Consider the following 23,197-nt stretch of genomic DNA (forward strand, 5'->3'; position numbering starts at 1 on the left):
TTGCTGACTTTATTTATGGCCGTCTCATTGGGCGGTCATAGTTCTATTTCCATCGGGAACGAGCGTGATGGAGGCGGTTTTTTCGGTGTGTCGGATGGACGAGGACAATTATCGGTTCTGCACAATGACTCACCCTTCTATGAAGACAAAGAAAGAGGTTGGTTTTGGTATGAAGAACCGCCTACAGAGGCTATTCCTGAACCCGAACCGATAGCGCCTTCTAAGCAATCCGTTCCAGAGAAAAAGGAAGAACCGACTTTAGCAAAGCCGGATGGGCCAAAACCCTTGTCTGCTGAATGGTTCCGAAAAAACATGGAAACGTATAGAGACAAGGCAATCGACAACCCTACACAACAAAATGTATCAACGTACATGTACCTGCAACGGGTAATGCTCGACAAGGCAGAAAAGTTTTCAGAAGTTTCGCAAAGAGTTGTGATGGCTGATGCGCTGTTGGATGAAAACTCCAGAAGACCCATTGCTACCTTTGGTGCATTTGCCAAAGATGAAATGTCGACCAGGGGAACGGAAAAAGCTGCAAAAAAACTCGCTGAAACCGCGGGGCTTTGGTTTTTCTATGACAGCACATGCGATTTCTGCGTTAAACAGGCCGGTGTATTGAAAGGCTTGATCAATGCCTACGGATTTAAGGTGCTGGCCATTGGTCGTGATGGCTTGCCGCTAACCGGTGGAAGCTTTCCGGATTTCACGATGGACCGTGGTCAAGCGAAAAAACTGGGTGTTGAAACGACCCCATCACTATTTTTAGTTAAACCGGGCGAGAACGGCGGTGCCATTCAGCTTGGACAGGGATTGTTGGCAGGCGATGAAATCATCAAGCGTTCGATTGCGCTGGCACACCAGAATGGCTGGCTAAATAACCAAGAATATGAGGAAACGCGCAAGGTCAAACCTATTCAGGTTGAAACCAAGACGATCCAGAACATCGATGAAGACATCATGAATAACCCCAATGATCTGGTGAAAACCCTACGAGATAACTTAAAAAAACAGCTGTGAGAAGTAATCCTAATGTCGAAACCCGATAAAAAATATGATGAACTTGAACAATATGACGTTAATTCAATTTTGGCCGATCACGTATTGAGCGATCTTCTGAAGGAACGACGGTCAGAACGCCGTTGGCGATGGATCAAAAGACTCGCTTTTTCAGGAATGGGTGTCGGTCTTTTTGCGGTTTATTTGGCTTTTTATGCCAGCAGCCTTGGCTACAAACTAATGCCAAATGCAGAGATTGTAGCGATCGTGAATGTGTCTGGCTCAATCGGCGCAGGTCAGTTGGCATCAGCGGAAGAGTTGGTGCCGGTTTTGGAAAAGGTCTTTCACTCTCCCAAAGTCAAAGCAGTTGCTTTGAATATCGACAGTCCTGGCGGACAACCTTTCGAGTCTGAGCGTATTGCCGAAACACTAGATCGCTTAAAAGTGGAAACAGGGAAAATCGTATATGCCTTCATAGGCAATACGGGTGCCTCCGCGGCGTATATGCTGGCATTGCATGCCGATCGAATCATTGCCGGACGATATAGCATGGTAGGCTCCATTGGCGCCATCATAGCAGGATGGGATTTTCACAAACTAGCCGAAAAATGGGACATCAATCAACGCATTTATGCTTCAGGTGTCCATAAAAACATGCTGAATCCTTTTGCTGCCATGTCGAAAGAATCAGAAGAGAAAGCGCAGCAAATGGTCGATCAAATGGCGGTGGTATTTTCCAAGGAATTTCAAGAAAAACGCAAAGGAAAGATCAGGGAAGGGTTTAACTACACAACTGGAGAAATTTGGGGAGGTGAACAAGCATTGGAAATTGGGTTGATAGATGAAATAGGCACCATCGAATCTGTCGTCAATCGAGAATGGCACCTGCCAACCCACGATTTTGGGCCTACAAATAAATCAAAAGGATTTTTTCCTCAATTCAGTGCGCAGATCATGAAAACAGTTTTGTCTTGGGCAAACTAAAAGACGCTGAAAAAACGGCTTCTTTCGATAAAGTAGATGCGGGTAATTTAGGGCATAGTTACCTCAAGACAATACCTAAAGAAGAATCGATTTTATACAAAACATTGCCTGGACTTAATCTGATGAACAAGTGCTGCCTGATTTTTCTTGTACTTTTACCCCCATTGATTGCAACACCGGCACAGGCAGGCCTGAATGAAGAGCTGAGTGGCATGTTTAACGACATGATCAACGTGACACCGGGAGGTTCTTATGAAACTCAGCGCCGCGGTGTCATAACTGGCGGCAATATCTCAATGAGAAATAAAGTTGTGCATCCCAATTTGATTTCATTTGTCCCACCCAATTTTAAAGGTGGCTGCAACGGGATCGACATGTTCGGCGGATCTTTTTCGTATATCAATAGTGAACAGCTCACTCAGCTGATGCGAAGCATCGCTCAGGCTGCAATTGGATATGCATTTCAATTAGCTATTGAAGGGATGTGCCCGACTTGCGCACAAATCATTTCTAAACTTCAAAAAGATATAGCGCAAATAAACGCACTCATGCGAAATTCGTGTGAGGCTGGTAAGTGGATTACAAGCACTATGGCCGGATCTACCGGGTTACAGGCCTGGCACGACGAGAGGATGAAAAAAGCGTCTTCTATAAACACAGAGCATGGTTATCTCTCTGACTTTTTTGATTCACAGGAAAACCAAACAGAATCACCTGCAAAAACAGTCATCGTGCAAGGAAGTACGGATGAAATTACAGGTAACGTTGTCTATGAGGCATTAGAAACAGCAAACGCTATCAGTTGGTTTGATAATGGTGACACCCAATTGAAGATGGTTTTAATGAGCTTAACAGGAACGTTGATCATTGATAAAAATGCAGATGGCTCTGATATCAAATACGATTTTAGACCTCCTTTGATTAAGGTAAGAGATTTTATAGAGGGTGGAAGCGTTGAAATCTATAAATGTGAATCAGCAGAATGTTTATTACCGGATGGCGATAATTCACAAACAATAACATTCGATGGAATGAGGACGAAAGTTAGAAAAATGTTATGGGGCAACGGAACTTGTGCCGCTTGTAGTGGCGGAATTGTAAGGAAACTAGCCAATCGAAGCGGTGGCGCTGAATTTAGTAATGAAGAAAAGCAGTTTATTCAAGCAACTTCGCCTGGAATCTATGGGTTATTGAGAAAACTTGCTCCAGAAATACAGGCTGCAGCTCTTGTTGCAGAACGCATGGTAGACATTGAAAGCACAGAGCTGACCAATAGAATAGTTGATGAAATGTTCGATGTCGTAAGAAACGCTGTCGCAGCAACGGGTCGACCAATGGATTCATCCATGCTAACTGTTATGCGAGATACTAGATTGCAATTCAATGAAGAGCGCCGGGTTTCTGGTGAAACGATACAAGGTGTAGATTCACTTATTAATCTGCAACAAAATATTGTTAATTCAATGAGAACTCCTAATCACAATAAAAGGTATTAAAAGATGGCTTACGAGATCTTGAGTATCGGTGATGGAGAATTACTGTATAGCGCGTTTCAAGGTGCGGCGATGGTATTCAATAACGATAGCATCGGCAAATTAATGAGCACAGGATTTACGTTAGGTATTTTAATTATTTCATTTAAGTACATAACAGATCAGCAGTTTCCTCTAAGACATGCATTAGTAGGGCTTATTGTTTATTCAACAATGTTTATACCGAAAGATACTGTTTTGATCGAGGATGTTTATACGGGCGAAGTAAGAACAGTAGCAAATGTTCCATTAGGCTTGGCGGCGCCAATGTCTATTGTATCAACCATGGGGGTAAGGATGACCGATATGTTTGAAACAGCTTTTTCGACACCAAACGAAGCGAGTTTAATTGCTCACGGTTATCTTAATTCTCTTGAAACGCTTCTAAAGCTCAGACGAATATCAATAGGGACAGCTGGATCAAGCTCATTAATGGTGGGTGATCTTGGTAAATCTATCAATGGATACATAGAAAATTGTGTCATGTTTGATTTGGACCTTCCCGATGGCGATCATGAAGTAACGAGAGAAACACTGGAAAAATCAACTGATTTATGGGAGGCAATGAAAACAACCTTTATCAATATTGATGTCATGTTAACACTGCCTAATGCATCTGCAGCTGAGCAAAAAAATTGCAAAGATGCCTATGAAGCAATAAGCAAATATTTAAGCAACGATACCTTTTTTGACGCCCTTGATAGACATGTTGCGAGCGTATTGGGGATAACAAACCCAGATATAAAAGCAGTGGATAGGATAGAAGTTGCGTCCAGTGCCCTTGGCAATGTTTTAAACGATTCCCAAATATTCATGAGAAATGCACTGATGGCTTCTTATCTGAGAGAAGGCGAAAAAGCATTTATTGATAGACAAGGGACACTAAATCTTCAAGTTCAATGGGCTGGAGAACAGAACAAATTTAATGAAATAGCAAAACCTTTGATGGCATTCGTTGAAATGTTTTCGGTTGCGATTTCACCAATAGTCGCATTTCTGTCAACGATAGGTCCTATGGGTATGACGATGATAGCGCGATACATACAGATGATGATATGGATCGCACTGTGGGGACCATTAATGGCAATCTGCAACCTATACATCACCATAGTCACGACAAGAATATTGGAAACAGCTGCAAATCATGCGGAAGAGAATGGCTCAGGACTTGATGCCATGGTCATGCACGATCAACTATACGGCACTCTTGAAACATGGCTTTCAGCCGGTGGGATGCTGGCATCGAGTGTCCCGGCATTATCATTGATGTTAGTTTACGGAGGATCAGTTGCAGCAACTAACTTAGCAGGCAAAATGACATCGGGCGCTTCGAGCAGTGTGAGTCCACAAAACATTCAAAAACCCATGGAATCTTCGTCATGGGGCACTATGGGATCAATGGCGGAAATGTCGCCAAACACAGCTTCTAAAAAATCAGCAATGGCTGATACCAATTACTCCGCATCTTCAACCTTTGCAAGGGCATCACAAAGCGCGACGGATTCGCTCAAAAGTGCAAGCAGTAGTGCTAGCGAAACCTTAAGCAAAATCAATCAGCTTTCAAGCCGATCGGGAACAATGAGCAGTCAAGCCAGCGCGGTCACCAGTGCCATGAATAAGACAATAACTGATGGTAGCAATTGGTCTTCGAGCGATGGAAGAACAACAAGTAGCTCGCAAAGTATGTCACAGCAAGAATCAGAGTCGGTTCAAGCAGGGGTTAATGGAGCTCTTAAAGGTGGCTTGGGCTCAGACATGATCGGCGCCTCGGTTCAGGCGTCTTTGATGTCAAAGTCAGGCATGAGTGCGGCAAGAGCCAAAGAACTGGGCGATATGGCTCAGCATGTTGTAAATAGCGGAGTGATGGGGAGTGATGTAACAACATCATCATCCGGGACATCCAATACCAGCACTAACCAAAGCTTCGAGTCTTCCGAGGAAATGGAAGCCCTTGGAAAGCAGTACCAAAGTCAACTGAACGCCGTCCAACAGGCCAGCGAAAAATATACTCAGACCGCGACCATGCAGGATTCCGCCGGCAAATCGCTAGTCGCGCCTTACCAGGATTTGGCGGCCCGTCTTGTTAATTCTGGCGCACTTGCCGATATCAAAAATGCGCAAAAAGAATTGAAAAATAAAATGGGCGAAAAGGATTATGGCGAGCTCTCCAAAAATGCCCAGTACGAGATTAATAATTCCAGCGCAGTCTTAGAACCGGGGAGTCATGAACGCGAAGCATTATCTGGCTTTTTAATGCTGAATCAACACGATCCGGTAAAAGCTGCTGAGATTGTGAATAGCAAGCTCATGCCAACCAACACTCAAACTGGGGTAGAAATTGGGCATGATGCCTTTAGTAAAGACCAACAAAGTGTAGATGGAATCGTTAGCGAGAAAACAGCCGGCGAATTCAGATCTACAGCAAAAGGGGGCGGGGAAGATGTTGATGGTGATGAAGGTTCCGGTAGCGGAAGAAGAGGCTACATGGGAGGAAGATCAAAGGGAATGCCGATTAAAAATGAGCAAATGCCCAAATCGGGTCTCCACCCAAGTCAAGCCAATAAAGCAATGGCTCATTCGGCAAGTTCTGAAAATAAAACCGCAAGATCGCAAGGTTTCGGAGCCAAAAACAGCCAGGCTGGTTTTGGCTCAAAACCCGCAGGCAACAGTTCAAGAGTCGGTGATTTGAAAGCCAAAGTGGCAAATGAATTGAGCGGCTATAAAAACAAAGACAGATTTGAGCCATACCCGGCAAAATTTAAAGAGGGTGGGCATCTAAAACCCGATGAAATAAATGGCACGAATATGGGGCTTAAAGCCGGTAAAAACTTTGGCAATGCAGGGAATGACTTGGCGCGTGATGGCGCTAACGCTGCGAATAACAAGATTGATTCTTTACAAAATGATATTTCAAATGCAGCAAAACAATCGGTTGACTCTTTCAAAGAGACTTTTGGCATGAACGATAAAAAGCCAAGCAAAAGCGATATACCTCACACGCCATCCGATAATGATCTTCCACCCATTAATTAAAAACCTAGTCAGGCAATGATGTTTAAAAAGAAACAGAAGCAGAAAAGAATGAGCCCTGAAGACTTGGGGCGACTGCATAAGCAGCAACTTGATGCTGCCCGATGAACTGCTGCACGCGAATCGATAAATAGCCAATTTATCGAAATGCGGCGAATCAGGACATCGGTTATTTGGCTTCATCCAAAATACGATTCAAGTCCGAATAAAACGCAGCGTATGCGCGGATCGAATCTATCCGATCTATTGCTTCAGGGATCAGATTGTCAAGATCTTGGCCTCGATATTTTGATATAAAAAATTCAAGTTCATCAACATCACGACTTTTCATTGCACGCGAAAAATCAGACAAATACTCGCCTTTCTTTTCATTCGAAATTTTAGTTTCCGCCAATTGAATAAGGTTTGATTGGATCACGGCTTCAGCGACTTTGTCATGATCTAATTCAACGCGGGAACCGGCGCCCAGGCATAGGGTAAGCGCACAAGAGACAATATTTATCCCGATTGTTTCAGCGATCTCGACAGAAGAAAACTGACTGGTACACACCCAATACCAAAGCTTGTTGTGTATATAAGGCGTGCAGTTAGCGCCGTGAGTATTGAGTCCTTTATCGAAAACGGGCGCAATACTTCGAAACCTGTGATTGATGAATAGGACTTCCTGGCTATCCGATTGCCTTGTAAGTCTTTTTTTAGACAGATCTCCCAGCACTCGCCAATGGCCAGATTGATTGTCCAGTAAAGCGTAATAGCCTTTGCCTACTGGCTCACTGACAATGACAATGCCCGGCGCATAGGTCTGTAAAACCGAGTCTTGGTTACCTGTGTGCATACCGGAACAGCCGGTCACAAAGGCCATCAAAAGAACATAAATTGTTTTGGAAAACATGTGAATCACCAGGTTCATTTTAGTTATATTGGCGACGGTAGCACATGTTTTCCTCGTTGCAAGCCCTTGATAATAGATTATTTGGATCGGATTCGTTTAGGGGTTGAGTGTTGACTGACGGTGGCTCTTCAGCATCGGGACGATCGGTTATAACCGTCAGTGTCGAGAAAGCCCGGGATCCTTTAATGAAAAAAAACTACTAGTAGTTTGGTTTAGGGGAAGGGTGCTTCCTTGACGGATTTCATACGGAGTTTTCCCGATCGGTGTCCATACAATGCTTAGCCACTCTGGCAAATTGGCCGAAACACGAGTAAGAAAATTTAGGTAATCAAAATCGGCCAATTCATATCCTTCAACATGATGTCGACGATTATTAAAAAGTCCATCCTTGTCATACTCATTGACAATTTTTAGAAAAGCAATCGACTGCTCGACAGGATGTTTGTATTGCCAGCCCCCATTTTTGACATGTACATCTCCTTCCCATTGCAAAGCATTGGCTGTAGGAATCGGAGCAATGATTTGGCATGCCCAGTTTTCACAAAGCGGTCCGTCGACACGCAGCCATCTGGGGCGCAATGTCGGCCCAAAATCGTAGGTGTCATCATATTCCTCTATTTTGAGTTGATATTCAGGCTGAAGTGCCAGGGTAATGGCTTTTTCGATAATCGAACCAAGCTTGATTTTGGCTTCTTGTTCACTGTTGGCCATAGTTATCGGCATGGAGCCAAGGAGGAAGTTGCCATTAATGGGTTTGTTCGTACCTCCGGACCCGAGAAGGAATGAGGCTGCGGCTATTCCAACCCCAGCGCCATGGGGGATAGCCCCTGGTATTGGGCGACTTGAAGCGGATAAGGCTAAGTCAATGGCTTTGGAGGTTCGAGCGCCTGATGATGCTGTTACTGAATCGGCCGGCAATATGGCGTACATATTGAATGGATTTTTTGCGTAAGGCTTGTAGACTGAGCAGCCTGAAGTTACTGCAACTCCAGTCAATACAAGCAGATACATGAAAAGATTTCTGATGTGGCTTGGTACTCGGAGATTGGCTTTATATTTTAAAAAATCACTCGCTGATAACATATGCTTAACTATCAAGATGAATGAAAAAATAAATCTATGTACCCATATTATTTTTTTCTAAAAATTATAGAATTCATTAGACCAGTGAACTGATTCAGGTCGGATTAGTTGTCCGAATAAAGCTGTTCATTCCTTGATGTCGCATTGAACGCGCGCTTTATCCACGCGGTCTCTCAATTCCTTGCCGGGTTTGAAATGAATAACTACTCTAGCCGGTAAATTAATCCCTTCACCCGTTTTAGGGTTTCGGGCAAGTCGGGCCGTTCGATGATGCAGATCAAAACTACCAAATCCCCTGATTTCGATGCGTTGGTCCTGGACTAATGCATCTACCATCTGGGCCAGCATGCAATTGATGGCCAAATCTACATCTTTTATCGAAAGTTCAGGTAATTTCTCATTGAGCGCATTTACCAGTTCTGACTTAATCACTGTTTAACTCCCTTGGTCATAACCTGCTGATTTTATCAGTTTACAGAACCGTCGTTTACAGTAAATTGGTCTTTCTTGAAGTGATTTGCTGGCAGGCGAAACTGAATCATACCTCGCCGGGTTAACGTTTCGAGGAACAGTTTTCCCTCTGGAAATAGGGTCGTCTAATAAGGAAGGCCGGGACATTGATCAGTTGATCAAACAATCGAAGAAGTTCTAAAGTTCACAAGCAGTTTCAAACGTAAACCGATGGATATAAATGCCTTGACACCGTTAAATACAGCTGTTGATATTACTTAAAAGGGCTATCTGCAAAATGAAGTTGGAATGAAGGCCGACAATCTTGATCATTGAACTTGATCAAGTGGTTGGAATTTGACTGTCGGATAGCTCTTGGCTTGGTTGGGTTGGATTATACCGTCTTGTTACGACCCATTTTTGCCACTTGCGCTTCTCCAAACCGGTCAGTCGGCCAAATCCAGATACTGGGAACTGGAGGTCTACAAAGCAGCAATTGGCGACCTCAACCAAACGGCCATTATGTGAAGTTTCCTTTTATGTACAGCGATGTTGTCGCGAGCGAGATGAGATCTGGCTTGGAAGCCTGTATCTCGCTCACGAGCTTCACATAATTACAGCGTTTTCAAGAACTGAAGCAATGAGTCCGGAGCGCTGTAGCGAAGCGGTTTCATGCCGGGTTCCTGAAGTTTGGCGAGTGCTTGCTCCTTCATGGACAAATTGGCTTCGACATACTGGTAGGTCGTTTTCGGACTTTCGTGACCTAACCACAGAGCGATTACACTGATGTCGACACCGGATTGCAATAAATGCATCGCCGTTGAATGCCTTCTATGTCTTGAACGACATAGAAGGCACTATCTACCCTTCCTGACTATCTCTTGTAAGGCCTCGCCGATCGTGTATTCCCTGCAAACACACCTCATTTTATCGATATAGTTTGAGCTCCTTTCATCAGCCTCGTGTAGGGGAGGAGTTCACCATGAAATATCGTATCAATAACCAAGTCGTTTTATCGCAAATTCCCTTGGGCCCTCTTGCGGCTCATATTGGCTCATTTGCGGATTTCATTAGCGCTCAGGGCTATGCGCTGTATACAATTCATCGGCAGGTTCATCTAGCCGCGGACTTTAGTCAATGGCTTAAACTAAAGGGCATTGAGCTACATTGTATTTCCTCCGATCATCCAAGGCTGTATTTACGGGACCGCGCCCGGCAGGTGCAGCCATGTCGGGGTGATGCTGCGGCACTCAGTCATCTCATTGGCTTTTTGCGTGGTGAGGGTCTGATTCCCACAGAAAAAGTGTCGGAGCCTCGACTCACGCCGGCGGAGCACTGTGCGCAGGCCTACGAGCAATACCTGCGCGAGGCGCGTGCCCTGGCTGAAGCAACGATTGTCAACTACGTGCCGTTCATCAGCCATTTTCTTAAGGATTGCTTCGGCGACGGACCGGTTACACTCTCAGACCTGTCTGCCCGCGATGTCGTGAGCTTTGTTCAGCACCAAGCACAGCGGTTGCACAGGAAACGAGCCAAGCTCATGACCAGTGCCTTGCGCTCCTTCCTGAAGTACGCCCACTATCGCGGTGAGATGTCGTTGGATTTGGCGGCCGCGGTTCCGGTTATACCTAATTGGTCGATGCCATCGATTCCTCGTGCTATTTCGCCAGACCAAGTCAAGCAGTTATTGGAAGGCATTGATCAGCATACGGCGGTAGGACGTCGCGACTATGCCATTTTGCTGTTACTGGCTCGACTGGGATTACGGTCAAGCGAAGTGGCGCTTCTTGAACTCGATGCAATCGACTGGAACACCGGTACCTTCAGCGTGCGGACCAAGAGCGGTCTGCGCCATGAATTTCCCTTACCCTTTGCGGTAGGTAAAGCGATCGCTGCCTATCTGCGAGATGGACGACCGGTGAGTGGTAGCCGGCGTGTTTTTTTGCGCGCCAAGGCGCCCATCCGCGGGTTCCGGGGTGCCGGTGCGATTGGTTCTATCGTTCGTCATGCGCTTAAGCGCGCCGGAATCAAAGCGCCCACTTATGGAACGCATCAGTTTCGTCATGGCTTGGCCACCGAGATGCTGCGGCAGGGCGCCTCGCTAGGCGAGATTGGCGACGTGTTGGGTCATCGCCATCCCCAGACCACGATGATTTATACCAAGGTTGATCTTGAGGCGTTGCGTACGCTGGCTCTACCCTGGCCGGGAGGTGCACTATGAACACGCTTCGGCAAGCCGTTGCCGAGTACCTGACTCTGCGGCGTAATCTGGGTTTCCAATTGCGGGAAGCGGGTAAAGCTTTGCTCGATTTTGTCACCTTTATGGAGCAACAGCACGCGACCTATATCACCCAGGCGTTAGCGCTTGCCTGGGCGCAACAAGCTGTGAAGGCTCAACCCATCTATTGGGCTCAACGATTAAGCTGCGTGCGTGGATTTGCCCGTTATCGTAGTTCGAGCGATCCTCGCACGGAGATTCCACTGCCCGGTTTGTTACCGTTCAAGCCAAAGCGAGCTCGACCCTATCTCTACTCAAATCAAGAGATTACCAACTTACTGCAGGCTGCGCTAAAAATGCCGCATCGTTACAAAAACGGTGCTTTACTGCCCTGGGTCTATTATTGCCTGTTCGGACTGTTAAGTGTTTCAGGTCTGCGTCTCAATGAAGCCCGCAATCTCGAACTTCAAGATATCGACCTTGAAGCCGGGGTGTTGACGATCCGCAACGCTAAGTTCGGTAAAACCCGCTTGGTGCCCGTGCATGCCTCAACCTGCAAGGTGCTGGCAGATTATATCGCCAGACGCGAACGCCATTGGGCAGGACGGCCTGTTTCTACCTACTTGTTTGTCTCCAGTTGGGGCAATCGGTTGGACAATGGCCAGATCCATCGCGCTTTCTACGCATTGTCTCGGCAAATCGGATTGCGCAACGCGACCGACTGTCACGGCCCTCGATTGCATGACTTGAGACACCGATTTGCAACGAATACGCTAGTGAACTGGTATCGCCACGATCAGGATCCCGAGCGCCGTCTGCCTTTGTTGTCGGCCTACCTCGGCCATGTTCACATTGCCGATACGCAGTGGTATTTAGAGAGTGCGCCGGAGCTGATGCGGGAGGCGATGAGCCGCCTTGAGCAGCACTGGGAGGGCCGGTCATGAACACTGCCAACAGTTTAGCGCCCCTGTTGGAGCGTTTCTTTACCCAACGTTTGATGCAGCAGCGCCAGGCGAGTCCTCATACTATCCGCTCTTATCGAGATACCTTCCGTCAATTCCTGATCTTCGCTCAAGAGCGCTTGCATCAACCGCCGTCACGCCTTAATGTCGAGCAGATTGATGCCCCGTTGATTGTGGCCTTTCTGGATGAACTGGAAAAGCAGCGAGACCTAACCGTCCGCAGCCGTAATTTACGGCTCACGGCAATCCATTCCTTCTTTCGTTACGCCGCCTTCGAACTGCCTACTCATGCTGCCCAGATCCAGAGAGTGCTTGCCATCCCCAGCAAGCGCTTCACACGAACCTTGGTCAGTTTTTTCAGCCGTCCGGAAGTTGATGCGTTACTCGCCGCGCCCGATTGCAGCACTTGGTCCGGGCGGCGCGACCATGCGTTCATGCTAACGGCAGTACAGACGGGTTTGCGGTTATCCGAGATGACCGGACTCAAACGTGAGGACCTTGTCTTGGGAGTCGGCGCTCATGTGCGGGTAATCGGTAAGGGCCGAAAGGAACGCTGTATTCCTCTGGCAAGATCAACACTCTCCGTATTAAAAGCCTGGCTGCGAGAACCACAAAGAGGTGATGAGGGTGTGCTGTTTCCCAACGCGAGAGGCAACCGGCTCAGTGTCCATGGCGTTCAGTACCTGCTGAACAAGCATCGCATGGCAGCCTGCAATGGGTGTCCTTCACTTGGACAAAAGCGTGTCACTGTCCACCGATTGAGGCACACCATGGCCATGGACTTACTGCAAGCGGGCGTTGATCGCTCTGTGATTGCTTTGTGGCTCGGCCATGAATCCGTTGAGACAACCCAGATTTATCTGGAGGCAACACTTGCGATGAAAGAGCAGGCACTCGCCAGGACGACACCGCCACAGGGCAAGTTGGAACGTTATCAACCCGGTGATAAATTACTAAATTTTCTCAACAGTCTTTAGCCGAAAACTATGTCGGGTACTCGGATAGGTCTTAAGGCGCCGGGTGTATTAAATTCCGAGCATGCCTACTGAGGCCTTAACGTGACTCGACATAGTCAGGAAGGGTAGATAGTGTCGAATGCAGTGTGGCGAAACATGACGCCCCAATAAGCTGTTGACGGTTTTGGAAGCCTTGATTACCGCTAGGCTAAGGCGCTGAGTGACATTGTTTCGGGTCATCGCTTGACCATCGCGATTAGGCAGCAACGCGGAGTCGTTACCCATCGTTGGATTCAAGCGTAACCATGCCCGGACTTCCTTCACCGTTGATTTCCATAACGGCACCGCTCGTTGCTTTCGGCCTTTGCCGTACAAGTGGACACAAGCTGCTCCGTCCAGCACGACATCAGCTACCTTGATGTGGATGATTTCCGATACGCGCGCGCCGGTGTTGTAAAGTAACCCCAGCAATAAATGGTCACGCCGGCTGATCCACGTCATGCCTGGATCGCCGATGATGGCGAGCATTTCTTCCCGCGAGAGGAATTCAGGTAAAGGTAGCTCGAAGCGTTTCATCGGTACGGCCAAGTCCTGTTCAATGGTTTGCAACGCTGATAGATCGTGGTGTGAGGCGAACTTTAGAAAGGCGCGTAATGCCGCTAATCGGATATTGCGGCTACGTACGCTGTTGTGTCGTTCCATCTCCAAATGATCCAGGAAGGCCAGTATCAACGTTGGCGTAATGTCCGACAGATTCATTGTGGCCGGCCATTTGCCGAGGTTTTGGTGAGCGAACGTCAAGAATAGCGTGAACGCATCACGGTAGCCTGCAACGGTTTGTGGGCTCAATGCGCGTTGCTCGACGAGGTAATCGGTGAAAAAGGCTTGGACGAGTGCGGGAAACGACATGGGCGGTTCGATGCTGGCGATTCTAGTCGGCATAGTCCACCTCCTCGGCCTGTGCAAACTGCTCGAATTTGCCTGCAGCCACGCCCATTAGTTCCGGCACGGCCGTCAAATACCAGTACGTGTGCGATATTTTTGCATGACCCATATAGGTGGATAGTGCCAACATTGATTGATCGATGTCCGTTCCCTGTCTCTGCCAAAGCAGTACACGACGCACCGCGAAGGTATGACGCAGATCGTGAACCCGAGGCGCATCGTGAGCGCCGCGGTTGATCCAACCCAGTTGCTTGCGTAGCGTGGCAAAAACGCGATCGACTTGGCGTGAACTCAGTGGTTTACCCAGCCGCTGGCCGCGCGTCCCGACAAAGAAGGACAAACCGGCGTGTTGCTGAACTTGCTGGTGGCGGAGCGTTCGGTAGCGCAACAAGGCGGCTGTCACGCTGGGATGTAACGGCAATTGGCGCGACTTGTTAAACTTGGTTTGCCGGATGGTCAACAAGCCTTGTGCCAAGTCTACGTCGGTATCTAAGTAAGCGAGCAAAAATAACTTGAACACTTGAACGATGCTGTCTATTGTTGATGCATGGATAGAGTAACGCTGATAGCAAATAAATACAAAGATCTTGCTCCTCGCTTAGATGAAGCCACACTGCGGGTATGGGCTGCGGTAGAGGCGCGTTATCTTGGGCGTGGCGGCGTGAGTGATGTGTCTAAGGCTCTGGGAATTTCACGCACCACCATTTATGCCGGACTGGCAGAGCTGAAAAAGGGGGCGGAGATTACTGCCACAATCACCGAGTCCCATTTTCGGGTGAGAAAACTCGGAGGCGGACGGAAGAAGCTCATTGATAAAGACGCCACGCTGCTGCAGGACTTGGCAGCACTGGTGGACGCGGAAGCTCGTGGTGACCCGATGTCGCCGCTCCGTTGGACGTGTAAAAGTACGCCACGACTGGCCAAAGAATTGAGAATGCAAGGCCATCAAGTGAGTCAACGAACGGTTTGTGCCTTGTTGCACAAACTGGGTTATAGCCTCCAATCACTGCGGAAGACGCGCGAAGGCGGCAATCATCCTGATCGAGACGGCCAATTTCAACACATTGCTCAGCAAGTAGCACAGTATCAGGACACCGGTGACCCGGTTATTTCAGTTGACACCAAAAAGAAAGAGTTAATCGGCGACTTCAAAAACCCGGGTCAGGAATGGCACCCTAAAGAGCAGCCCGGTACGGTACGCGTCTATGACTTTATTGATCCTGAATTGGGCAAAGTGGCACCCTATGGCATCTATGATATGACGGCCAATCAGGGCTGGGTCAGCGTCGGCATTGATCACGACACCGCAGAATTTGCCGTAGAAAGCATTCGACGCTGGTGGCGAGAGATGGGACAGCCTTTGTATAACAAGGCAAAACGTCTGTTGATAACGGCAGATTGTGGCGGAAGCAACGGCTATCGGGTTCGTTTTTGGCGCTTACAATTGCAAAAGCTGGCCGATGAAATCGGCTTGGTTATTCACGTCTGTCATTTTCCGCCAGGCACCAGTAAGTGGAATAAAATTGAACATCGGATGTTTTGTCATATCACTCAGAATTGGCGGGGGCGTCCCTTGCTAAGTCGGGAGGTGGTGGTCAATTTAATTGGCAATACCACCACTGCTGAAGGATTAAGGATTCGTGCAGAATTGGATGAAAATACCTATGTGGTGGGCATCAAGATATCGGATCAAGAACTTAACAAAGTCGCTATTGAGCGCGAAGAATTCCACGGCGAGTGGAATTATAAAATTAAGCCTCGAGTATCGTAGAATAATTCAAAAGTGTTCAAGTTATTATTTCTAGGAGCCTAAAAGACGAACGGCCTCGGACACGCGTAGGCCAGTCGAAGCCAGCAGTCCGAACAGTGTTTCATAGGTGGCCGCCCGTAGGTTACCATCGGGCCCCAAGTGGTGTGCGGCGGCGAGTAAATCCATGATCTCTTGTTCCCGATAGATATGCGGCATTTGCCACCCTGGAAGCGGACCAAAAACCGATGTGTCAGGCATGGGGGTTGCCGGTTCAAATTGCCGCAGATAACGGACAAAGGGGCGCAACAACTTGAAGCGTCTGGCCCATGTCTCGGGGTTATGACGACCTTGTTTATCGAGCCGCGCCCAATCGCTCATGACATCCAACGTCAACGGCCCGGCCCAAGCCAGACTATCGACGTAACGGGCAAAATCCATCAAGGGCAGTTCTCGATGCTTCAACTGAAACCCCAGGCGACGCCGCTCGGTCAAGTAATCCTGAACGTGTGTTTGCAGTGTGATCGGCGTGTTCATACTGCACTCCCCGGCCATGGTAACGCCACGGCAGACAGTTTTCGGCTGTCGAGTTTGGCATAGATCAGCGACGTGTCGAGCGAGCGATGGCGAAGAATATCCGCGACCTCCTTCAGCGAGTCCCCGTGGTCCAATAATCGGCGCGCAAGCGTATGCCGGAGCGCATGGGTTCTACCATGATCAAGCCCAATGCGGCGATACGCATCGCGAATGAGACGGTGAACCGCATCGGCACTGATCGGGGCATCGTGTGGCGCAAGACGTCGTACAAAAACCGCCGGATTGGTCGTCCGTGGTCGCTCGTAACGCAGATAGTCGGCAATCGCCTGGCCGGTAGAGACCGGCAGCGGCAGGATGTCCTCGCGGCGCGACTTGGTACTTCGGAGTGTGACTGTGCCGGCTTGCCAGTCAATGTCGGTCAATGCGAGCTTGGCAATTTCACTAACGCGCATACCCAGGTCCAAGGCGCAGCGAACCATCGCATAGCCGCGCCGACAGGAGGGAAGCTCTGGCGGGAACGCATTGAGCAAGCGATTGACTTCATCGTCGGTCAGCGCCTTTGGTAATGTGGCTAAATTCCAATGGGCCGGCAATATGATAACGCCACTGAGTGTGCGAACATCATCGCCACCAGCGCTGCGATAACGAAAGTAAGCACGTAAAGCAGAAGCCAGCGAGTTGGCTTTTGCCGACGTAGCGCGAGGGGTTAACTGCTCGGCCATAAAATGCCGGACATCGTTAGGTTGCAAGGCAGTGAAAACGATCTCGGCAGTACCAAAGCAAGCCTGCAGAAAGTTCAGCACAATACGCCGATAATTTCGTCGCGTCTCACTGGCCAAACCTCGAACGTCCCTCAGGTAATCGTCAAAGCGATCAACCTCGGCATAGACGGGTTCGACGGGTGTTGGCAAAGGCGGAATGACACCGCGATCACGCAGAATGCGCAAAAAATGACCGCAAGCTGAGCTAATATCGGCACGCGTTTGGAAAATAGGTCGTGGGCAGTCGCAGATTGGCAAATGTTCATCAAGGAATTGGGTCACTAATGCTTCGTCGAGTTCCTCAATGCGAAAGTGATTTAGCCCCATCCATAATCCCAGATGTGCGAGACCGGCCAGATGATGTTCGGAAGTTTCATCCGCGTAACGGCATGCGGTCAGATAATCCAGATAAATCAATACATAGGGTGTGACCGGGCTATTGCGTAACCAGCGCTGAGTGGTAGGCGAAAGATGTATGGTTGTTAAGCTCATGGCAGTCTCCAGAAATGGACTAAGGAATGTCCACTTCAGACAACTGCAGTATTTATGTCCAGCTTTTAAGTCGAAATACTCAGCTCAAGCCGCTGATTACAAGCTATAAACCATTGGGCACCAAATTAATGTACATAAAAGGAAACTTCACATAATGGCCGCTATGGATAGCTATCCATAGCGACCCAAACCGGCCGGACGCGGTTCTCCAAACCGGTCAGTCAGCCAACAAGATTCTGAGAACTGAAGCGCTACAAAGCAGCCATTAGAGACCTCACACTATCGGCCAAATACCCGACCGTCGAGGTCACTTTCAAATTTCGGTAGATTGGCAACCTTTAACCCAGTTGACTGTCCGGTTTTCGGCGAACAATTTGACATTATCACTGAGTCATTACGGCCAAAACCGGCCACCGAAGATGCTGGCGGAATTTTCCATTTCTAAGTTCAGCGAATGGCAGCTTTTTGGCAAGCAACCTTGCGTCCTCTTTGGCTGGACCCGGCCAAAACCGGCCGGTCGGGATAACTATCCAATTTAAAAAGTTAAGACATACCGTGGCCCAATCGGGTGTCCGGTATTCGGGCGAGCAAATTGACGTTATCACTGAGTCACTCCGGCCATTATGTGAAGTTTCCTTTTATGAGCAGCGGCTTTGGCACAACTATGATGTAAGCTGGCTTAAAAGCCTCTACCTCGCACGCAATCTTTGCATAATTTCTATGATTTAAAACAAGCTTTCAAATACATCCAAAGGGAGCAATATCAGCGATTATTCCAGTCGATGTCATCAGACGTATCGAATTCTCACTTTTTATCGGCATCATGAATAAATTCCGCTTGATTGTTTCCCTGTTGGAAGCAATATTTAAGTAGAAAAAGCTATCTGTAGAACTGAGGGTTAGTTTCTGAATGGAACTACAGAAAATCGACTCCTACAGTTTGCAAAAATTATGACCAGCTTTTTATCTGGCTGCCTTGCTCAATCCGCTATATTCCTAACGTCAACTATGAGAAACCAAGACAATGTGCATAAAAGGAAACTTCACATAATGGCCGTAATGCAAAGCTTTGCATTACGGCCATAACACGACATTCAAAAATTTTTGCGTATGGCGGCAGTAAATCCGAAAGCAGTCGCTTAACGTTTAAGAAGAGAAGTCAGCTTTATAGTCACGCACTTTCGCGTGAAGGATTGGGCATCATTCGCGCTCCAGTCCCACTTGCTTGACTGTAACTGATAGTGCGTACTCGTAAAGTGACACCGAAGGCACCTCCGAGCATGCTAGGCGAAGGTCTTCACTGATCTGCTTAGCGATAATGATGCCTCGCACCTGCTGACCGAATTCCGCATGGTTCTTCTTGATCCAGCTTACATAGCGAAGTAGCTGCCCGACAACACGGTCGTACCCCTTTGACACTTTGAGTTCAATGACAACATAGCCTCCAGCACCGTCGACCGCCAATATGTCGATGTAACGCCCACCGACGGGAAACTCCACACCAGTAATTCCTTCGTCGTTGTATAGCTTCAGCGACGACTCAATGATGTGAAGATTGCGTGCCAAGTAGTCACGTAAATCACGTTCGTATGCGAACTCGCTTGAAGTTTCAGGAGCTACGTCTGAAAGCTCTTCGACTTCAGGAGTTAGTTCCGAGACGGGAGTTGGGTCGCGTCCCGGTTCGTATAGCCGAAAGTGTGAGCTATCGATTTTGTAGAACTTGTCGTCTGATCCGTCTGCGCGTGGGCTATATTGAAGGCGTGTTGGAACGTTAGTTGATAGACGAACTAGGTGTGCGGCTACCGTTCCTTGTTTTACGTTTGGATAGTTCGCGGCAAACCACTGAACGGCTTGTTCCCGCGAAAAGCTCTGGCCGGCCACTAGTCCCATGGACGCCACCATATCGTGCATCAGTAAGCGGACTGGTTTTTCGTTCAAAGTAGCCATGGGTTCCTTCTATTACCCGCCAATTGAATAAGCTAACAGGCCGGCACGATATCGCCGGTGATGTTGAGCGACGGATTAGGCTTTTGAATTTGATTAAATGAAGCCATTGATTGCATAACCGCAAGCCTGTAATTCTGTTGCTACTTCAATTTTCCATGCCCCAAGTGGATCTAAGTTTACATGTACCACCCCACTTATATCATTTGGGGTTTTTATATCGCCCTTTACCAATGAGCATACATTTTCTCTGCCTAGTTTCGCCATAAGATAACCATGTTCAAATACCACGTTTTGCCTTGCTCTATTCTTTGGTGGGATATTCGATTCGTGAACCCCGTGCCCATGGTTACAAGGTGCATAGAGTACAAGAGCAAAATCCGCATCATTGGAATATTTCTCTATTTTTTCAATGATGGTCATTCCTGGACTGGCTTGCTCATGTAGAATAATTACTTCTAGTCCAAGTTTTTCAATAAAGCGGCTGACCTGTTGCTTTGCCTCGTTATCCCTCCCATGTACGATAAATACTTTTCGTTTATTTCTTTCTACGACCTTGGGTATGCTCGGGAATATATTTTGAACATTACCGCCCGATGACGGTGTTTTTATTTGCTGACCAAACTCAAGCGCATCAAGCACTGGGGTGAATTCTACATATAGATATGTTCTGCGTTCGGCATATGTCCCGTATTTTTGTTTAATAAATCCCCAGAATGTATCAAGGTTTCGATGTTGCTTTAACCATTGAGGTAGTAGAGGAGAAATGTTTTGGTTGCTTAGCAAATCATGGCGTAATTTTTCAAACTCACGCGAGTCAGCTGCTAACCCAGTCGCTCTCGAAGTCAATAGATTTACCAGGTAACTTAACTTGTCGAAGTCATTTTCTACAAATTCGATGCTCAATTCTACTAATACCTAGTGCGATGCTTAACGCCGCATTCAGCGGCTTGTCTTCTGCAAAGTTTTGTTAACTTTCTGCGGTTGAAGGCTTTTATCCCTTCGTATTTGGTAATAAGCGAACGAGGCCAGATATGTTCATTCGTGAGCGGACGCCGCCCCTGCGGGCTTAAGCGAAGCCACCCACCTTGAAAAAAACAAAACTTCAAAGCCGCCAGCGGGCGCGTATCCCTTTGATCAGTTTGTTAGCACCTCAAAGGGTTATGTTTATTGGACACCAAGAAAATCTTTAGCATGTTGCGAAACTTTTGTTGATATGGCTTGTTCGCTTATGCCGCAAAGTGCTCCAATCAAAATATGAACCTTTATATTAGTAATAAAGTTAGCTGTAGAAAACTTTATTACTGATTAATGCCTTGTAATCTATATGGGCGCAAACTTGATTTTTCAAGAAAGGTTACATTTCAGCGTCAAACCTTTGTTTTGATGCTTAACTAACATCTTTTGAAGATAAAATTAATATTGTATATGTAAAAGCAAATTTTACACCAGGGCTAGGTTTACAGTATCTAGCTTAGTATAGCCATTCACCATAATTGGCAGCTTCTTGTATTGCTGATTTGCTATTTCTAATATCTCTACTTCAACGTTACTTGAAGAGATCGCAGGCTTTCCTTGAAGTAAAAGTAAAAAAAATATTAAAAAAGCTTCTTTAATGGATATATTCATTAGGAACTAGGTAATTAGTTTAATTGTTAGTTTCATAAAAAAACAAAAATGTCAACATCTACATAAGTATATAATAATATAGTGTTTCTTATTTTAACTGGATTACTTTACAATCATGTGTCGTCTTAACTACTTTGTCTACAAGTAATTTTAACCAGTAAAAAAATAACTTTACTAAAAATATAGGTGTGTAAATGAAAATTTTTGACAAGATATTTGGCGCTAAAGAACCCGCTCCCAACTTTCCAATACATCCTGATGACCTTGGCTTGGTTAAAAATTCAGATTTGAAGTGGTGGGATAGTCTCTCCCTGAATAATGTAATTTCATATGAAAAACAAGATAATATATTTAGAGTAGTTGCGTTAAGGAATTTTGTTGAGAACGAGGGATTGTCAGTTGAGCAGGCGAGTAAGAAGGTAAGAAAGTCATTTATTTTTTATTACGGAATTCTACAGGAAAGAGAAAATGAGCCTTTTGGATTTACTGGAGACGATGCCAAGCTCCCATATGTTTTAAAGGATCGTGCAAATAGAGCAATATCAAAGATAAAGAGAATGAGTAAGCAAGAAATAGATTCAGCCACCAGTATAAATGCTCTTATTAGAAAGATACTTAGATCAGAATAAAAGTATAATTTAATTTAAAGTTAAGCATTTAATTATGTTTTGGTTCGGAAAAAAGAAAACTCCATTCTATACATTATCACAGCCATTATAGGAATCATATAAATTTATTAATGAAAATCTGTCTGAATACATGGAAAGAGGTGGGTTATCTTTAGATAATCTTGGTAAAGAAAATATCCTAAAGTTTTATATAGAACCGCAAGCATTTTCATATTTTATTTTGATATGGGACGTAAATGCCAGTAAGTTAGATGAATCAGAAATGCAATTTTTGTGCTCTTCAATAACTAAAGTCATGGGGCAGAAAATAAGTTTATATTGAGAAGATGATGGGGCTAACTATCTAAGAGATAGTCTTTAGGCATATGGAATGGAAACTCAAAATGGGCCTAGTGAACAGCTAAAACGGCGAGTTACTTTTAAGTTTATGGCAGAAATGGAAGTAGACCCAATGGACTATATGGCGGCATTTGGTGCAATTTCTATTAATCTTAAAAGTCCTAGAGTTTACTACCGTATTCCTTAATGAGCAGAACAAACAGTTTAAATTTGTATAAGACTTAATCAAAATATACAAGGCTATAATAATGAAACGCTGTAAAAAATGTGGCGAACTAAAACCAGAAAACGCAGATTATTTTAATAAATTGTCAAGCGGTAACTTTCGTGGTACATGCAAAAAATGTATGGCCGAGAACACTAAGAAGCACTACAATCAAAATCCTCAGAAAGTGATGGATAGAGTATCAAAATATAAAGAACAGAAGGAATTGGCAGGCGGTTACACTTCTGATTTTGAAAAGGCAAAAATACGAAAAGATCAAGAAGACCTTTGTGCTTACTGCGGGATTGACCTAAACGGTGAAGGCGAATTAGATCATAGAATTCCTGTTTCCAGAGGGGGCAATAATTCACCTGGCAATATGGCGTGGACTTGCCTTACTTGCAATCGGGATAAGCATAATAAAACTGTTGAAGAATTCATGTTATGGCGAAAGACCCGCGGTTTCGTATCATGACAACTGTGGCGGCTATAAAGCAGCTTAGTAAGCAAAGTAGCTCTACTAGTATTACTGTACTTGGGATGATTCAACTGCTGAATGATGCTGGTATTAAAAACATACCAATGGGCTATGACTCCTGGGGCAGTTTTTCATACTCCCAAACCCTCTATGTTGTAGAAAATATTGGATATATAGTTAGGCGTAAACATGATAGTAAAAACGCTTCTGTTAATATTTTGAATACAAAAGATTGTTTACGAACTGAATGCGGAAAGCAGTTGCGTGAAAATGAAATAAAGGCGTTTAAAGCGCTTGGATTGGCATTAAAGTAAGATTGCTCTGAGAGCTAAATAAATCATGAGTCAGCATGTATGTAATGAATGTGGCGCTGTTAAACACCGGT

The 23,197-nt window shown here is 46.2% G+C and carries 22 protein-coding genes and 1 pseudogene; 12 read left to right on the forward strand and 11 right to left on the reverse strand.

Features of this window, described 5'->3' with window-relative positions; genetic code table 11:
• The 4 genes from traF to GO003_RS24105 all read left to right on the forward strand — a co-directional run bounded on the left by traF (position 1) and on the right by GO003_RS24105 (position 6,548).
• Positions 1-1,020 (forward strand): conjugal transfer protein TraF, encoded by a 1,020-nt coding sequence (traF, locus tag GO003_RS24090; RefSeq protein WP_159658637.1) that lies wholly within the window; start codon positions 1-3, stop codon positions 1,018-1,020.
• 156 nt (positions 1,021-1,176) lie between these two features.
• The gene (locus GO003_RS24095; RefSeq protein WP_231089263.1) at positions 1,177-1,983 is read left to right on the forward strand and encodes a S49 family peptidase; all 807 of its coding nucleotides are present in this window, start codon (positions 1,177-1,179) and stop codon (positions 1,981-1,983) included.
• A complete protein-coding gene (locus tag GO003_RS24100; protein ID WP_159658639.1) occupies positions 1,971-3,479 on the forward strand; it encodes a conjugal transfer protein TraH in 1,509 nt (502 codons plus the stop codon). The genes GO003_RS24095 and GO003_RS24100 overlap by 13 nt, the downstream gene beginning before the upstream one ends.
• 3 nt (positions 3,480-3,482) lie before the next feature.
• Entirely contained in the window at positions 3,483-6,548 is a 3,066-nt protein-coding gene (locus tag GO003_RS24105) for a conjugal transfer protein TraG N-terminal domain-containing protein (protein WP_159658640.1), read from the forward strand.
• A 166-nt stretch (positions 6,549-6,714) separates the two neighbouring features.
• Here GO003_RS24105 and GO003_RS24110 read toward each other — a convergent pair whose 3' ends face one another.
• From GO003_RS24110 to GO003_RS24125, 4 genes and pseudogenes are all read right to left on the reverse strand, one after another.
• The gene (locus tag GO003_RS24110; RefSeq protein WP_159658641.1) at positions 6,715-7,437 is read right to left on the reverse strand and encodes a hypothetical protein; all 723 of its coding nucleotides are present in this window, start codon (positions 7,435-7,437) and stop codon (positions 6,715-6,717) included.
• A 156-nt stretch (positions 7,438-7,593) separates the two neighbouring features.
• Positions 7,594-8,520: a hypothetical protein gene (locus GO003_RS24115; protein WP_159658642.1), complete on the reverse strand. Its 927-nt coding sequence runs from the start codon at positions 8,518-8,520 to the stop codon at positions 7,594-7,596.
• A 126-nt stretch (positions 8,521-8,646) separates the two neighbouring features.
• On the reverse strand, positions 8,647-8,952 hold the full coding sequence (locus tag GO003_RS24120; protein ID WP_159658643.1) for an integration host factor subunit beta: 306 nt from the start codon (positions 8,950-8,952) through the stop codon (positions 8,647-8,649).
• A gap of 632 nt (positions 8,953-9,584) precedes the next feature.
• Positions 9,585-9,791: pseudogene (locus GO003_RS24125) on the reverse strand (hypothetical protein); the annotation flags it as partial.
• Between the two features lie 161 nt (positions 9,792-9,952).
• Here GO003_RS24125 and GO003_RS24130 point away from each other — a divergent pair.
• The 3 genes from GO003_RS24130 to GO003_RS24140 are packed head-to-tail and all read left to right on the forward strand — an operon-like array spanning position 9,953 to position 13,127.
• Positions 9,953-11,191, forward strand: a complete 1,239-nt coding sequence (locus tag GO003_RS24130; RefSeq protein ID WP_159656717.1) for a site-specific integrase — start codon at positions 9,953-9,955, stop codon at positions 11,189-11,191.
• The gene (locus GO003_RS24135) at positions 11,188-12,132 is read left to right on the forward strand and encodes a tyrosine-type recombinase/integrase (protein WP_159656715.1); all 945 of its coding nucleotides are present in this window, start codon (positions 11,188-11,190) and stop codon (positions 12,130-12,132) included. The genes GO003_RS24130 and GO003_RS24135 overlap by 4 nt, the downstream gene beginning before the upstream one ends.
• Complete coding sequence (locus tag GO003_RS24140; RefSeq protein WP_159656713.1) at positions 12,129-13,127, forward strand: site-specific integrase; 999 nt, start codon at positions 12,129-12,131, stop codon at positions 13,125-13,127. The genes GO003_RS24135 and GO003_RS24140 overlap by 4 nt, the downstream gene beginning before the upstream one ends.
• Before the next feature lie 48 nt (positions 13,128-13,175).
• Here the strand turns inward: GO003_RS24140 and GO003_RS24145 are convergent, their stop codons facing one another.
• Together GO003_RS24145 and GO003_RS24150 are read right to left on the reverse strand one after the other, a co-directional pair.
• Complete coding sequence (locus tag GO003_RS24145; RefSeq protein WP_159656971.1) at positions 13,176-14,048, reverse strand: tyrosine-type recombinase/integrase; 873 nt, start codon at positions 14,046-14,048, stop codon at positions 13,176-13,178.
• Positions 14,038-14,571, reverse strand: a complete 534-nt coding sequence (locus GO003_RS24150) for a tyrosine-type recombinase/integrase (RefSeq protein ID WP_206444686.1) — start codon at positions 14,569-14,571, stop codon at positions 14,038-14,040. The genes GO003_RS24145 and GO003_RS24150 overlap by 11 nt, the downstream gene beginning before the upstream one ends.
• A gap of 27 nt (positions 14,572-14,598) precedes the next feature.
• Between GO003_RS24150 and GO003_RS24155 the strand changes: the two genes are divergently transcribed.
• Positions 14,599-15,822: an ISAzo13 family transposase gene (locus GO003_RS24155; protein ID WP_159656969.1), complete on the forward strand. Its 1,224-nt coding sequence runs from the start codon at positions 14,599-14,601 to the stop codon at positions 15,820-15,822.
• 30 nt (positions 15,823-15,852) lie between these two features.
• Here the strand turns inward: GO003_RS24155 and GO003_RS24160 are convergent, their stop codons facing one another.
• The 5 genes from GO003_RS24160 to GO003_RS24180 all read right to left on the reverse strand — a co-directional run bounded on the left by GO003_RS24160 (position 15,853) and on the right by GO003_RS24180 (position 21,161).
• On the reverse strand, positions 15,853-16,335 hold the full coding sequence (locus GO003_RS24160) for a hypothetical protein (protein WP_159656967.1): 483 nt from the start codon (positions 16,333-16,335) through the stop codon (positions 15,853-15,855).
• Complete coding sequence (locus tag GO003_RS24165) at positions 16,332-17,588, reverse strand: site-specific integrase (RefSeq protein WP_159656965.1); 1,257 nt, start codon at positions 17,586-17,588, stop codon at positions 16,332-16,334. Before GO003_RS24165 ends, GO003_RS24160 begins: the two co-directional genes overlap by 4 nt.
• Before the next feature lie 1,200 nt (positions 17,589-18,788).
• Positions 18,789-19,535, reverse strand: coding sequence for an endonuclease NucS domain-containing protein (locus GO003_RS24170; RefSeq protein WP_159656172.1), 747 nt, complete (start codon positions 19,533-19,535; stop codon positions 18,789-18,791).
• Between the two features lie 93 nt (positions 19,536-19,628).
• On the reverse strand, positions 19,629-20,438 hold the full coding sequence (locus GO003_RS24175; RefSeq protein WP_159656170.1) for a TIR domain-containing protein: 810 nt from the start codon (positions 20,436-20,438) through the stop codon (positions 19,629-19,631).
• Positions 20,439-20,975: 537 nt separating this feature from the next.
• Entirely contained in the window at positions 20,976-21,161 is a 186-nt protein-coding gene (locus tag GO003_RS24180) for a hypothetical protein (RefSeq protein WP_159656168.1), read from the reverse strand.
• 194 nt (positions 21,162-21,355) lie between these two features.
• On the opposite strand from GO003_RS24180, the gene GO003_RS24185 reads away from it, so the two are divergent.
• From GO003_RS24185 to GO003_RS24200, 4 genes are all read left to right on the forward strand, one after another.
• Positions 21,356-21,790 (forward strand): hypothetical protein, encoded by a 435-nt coding sequence (locus tag GO003_RS24185; protein WP_159656166.1) that lies wholly within the window; start codon positions 21,356-21,358, stop codon positions 21,788-21,790.
• A gap of 370 nt (positions 21,791-22,160) precedes the next feature.
• Positions 22,161-22,316 (forward strand): hypothetical protein, encoded by a 156-nt coding sequence (locus GO003_RS24190; protein WP_159656164.1) that lies wholly within the window; start codon positions 22,161-22,163, stop codon positions 22,314-22,316.
• A 61-nt stretch (positions 22,317-22,377) separates the two neighbouring features.
• Entirely contained in the window at positions 22,378-22,809 is a 432-nt protein-coding gene (locus GO003_RS24195) for an HNH endonuclease (protein ID WP_159656162.1), read from the forward strand.
• Positions 22,806-23,126: a hypothetical protein gene (locus tag GO003_RS24200; protein ID WP_159656160.1), complete on the forward strand. Its 321-nt coding sequence runs from the start codon at positions 22,806-22,808 to the stop codon at positions 23,124-23,126. Before GO003_RS24195 ends, GO003_RS24200 begins: the two co-directional genes overlap by 4 nt.
• The last annotated feature ends 71 nt before the right edge of the window (positions 23,127-23,197 follow it).

The organism is Methylicorpusculum oleiharenae (genome assembly GCF_009828925.2).
GTDB classification, from domain to species: domain Bacteria; phylum Pseudomonadota; class Gammaproteobacteria; order Methylococcales; family Methylomonadaceae; genus Methylicorpusculum; species Methylicorpusculum oleiharenae.

Coding starts and splice junctions, on each gene's coding strand:
- GO003_RS24095 (WP_231089263.1), top strand. CDS start 1,177: ATGGGTGTCGGTCTTTTTGCGGTTTATTTGGCTTTTTATGCCAGCAGC.
- GO003_RS24105 (WP_159658640.1), top strand. CDS start 3,483: ATGGCTTACGAGATCTTGAGTATCGGTGATGGAGAATTACTGTATAGC.
- GO003_RS24110 (WP_159658641.1), bottom strand. CDS start 7,437: ATGTTTTCCAAAACAATTTATGTTCTTTTGATGGCCTTTGTGACCGGC.
- GO003_RS24115 (WP_159658642.1), bottom strand. CDS start 8,520: ATGTTATCAGCGAGTGATTTTTTAAAATATAAAGCCAATCTCCGAGTA.
- GO003_RS24130 (WP_159656717.1), top strand. CDS start 9,953: ATGAAATATCGTATCAATAACCAAGTCGTTTTATCGCAAATTCCCTTG.
- GO003_RS24135 (WP_159656715.1), top strand. CDS start 11,188: ATGAACACGCTTCGGCAAGCCGTTGCCGAGTACCTGACTCTGCGGCGT.
- GO003_RS24140 (WP_159656713.1), top strand. CDS start 12,129: ATGAACACTGCCAACAGTTTAGCGCCCCTGTTGGAGCGTTTCTTTACC.
- GO003_RS24145 (WP_159656971.1), bottom strand. CDS start 14,048: ATGCCGACTAGAATCGCCAGCATCGAACCGCCCATGTCGTTTCCCGCA.
- GO003_RS24155 (WP_159656969.1), top strand. CDS start 14,599: ATGGATAGAGTAACGCTGATAGCAAATAAATACAAAGATCTTGCTCCT.
- GO003_RS24160 (WP_159656967.1), bottom strand. CDS start 16,335: ATGAACACGCCGATCACACTGCAAACACACGTTCAGGATTACTTGACC.
- GO003_RS24165 (WP_159656965.1), bottom strand. CDS start 17,588: ATGAGCTTAACAACCATACATCTTTCGCCTACCACTCAGCGCTGGTTA.
- GO003_RS24170 (WP_159656172.1), bottom strand. CDS start 19,535: ATGGCTACTTTGAACGAAAAACCAGTCCGCTTACTGATGCACGATATG.
- GO003_RS24180 (WP_159656168.1), bottom strand. CDS start 21,161: ATGAATATATCCATTAAAGAAGCTTTTTTAATATTTTTTTTACTTTTA.
- GO003_RS24185 (WP_159656166.1), top strand. CDS start 21,356: ATGAAAATTTTTGACAAGATATTTGGCGCTAAAGAACCCGCTCCCAAC.
- GO003_RS24190 (WP_159656164.1), top strand. CDS start 22,161: ATGGAAACTCAAAATGGGCCTAGTGAACAGCTAAAACGGCGAGTTACT.
- GO003_RS24195 (WP_159656162.1), top strand. CDS start 22,378: ATGAAACGCTGTAAAAAATGTGGCGAACTAAAACCAGAAAACGCAGAT.
- GO003_RS24200 (WP_159656160.1), top strand. CDS start 22,806: ATGACAACTGTGGCGGCTATAAAGCAGCTTAGTAAGCAAAGTAGCTCT.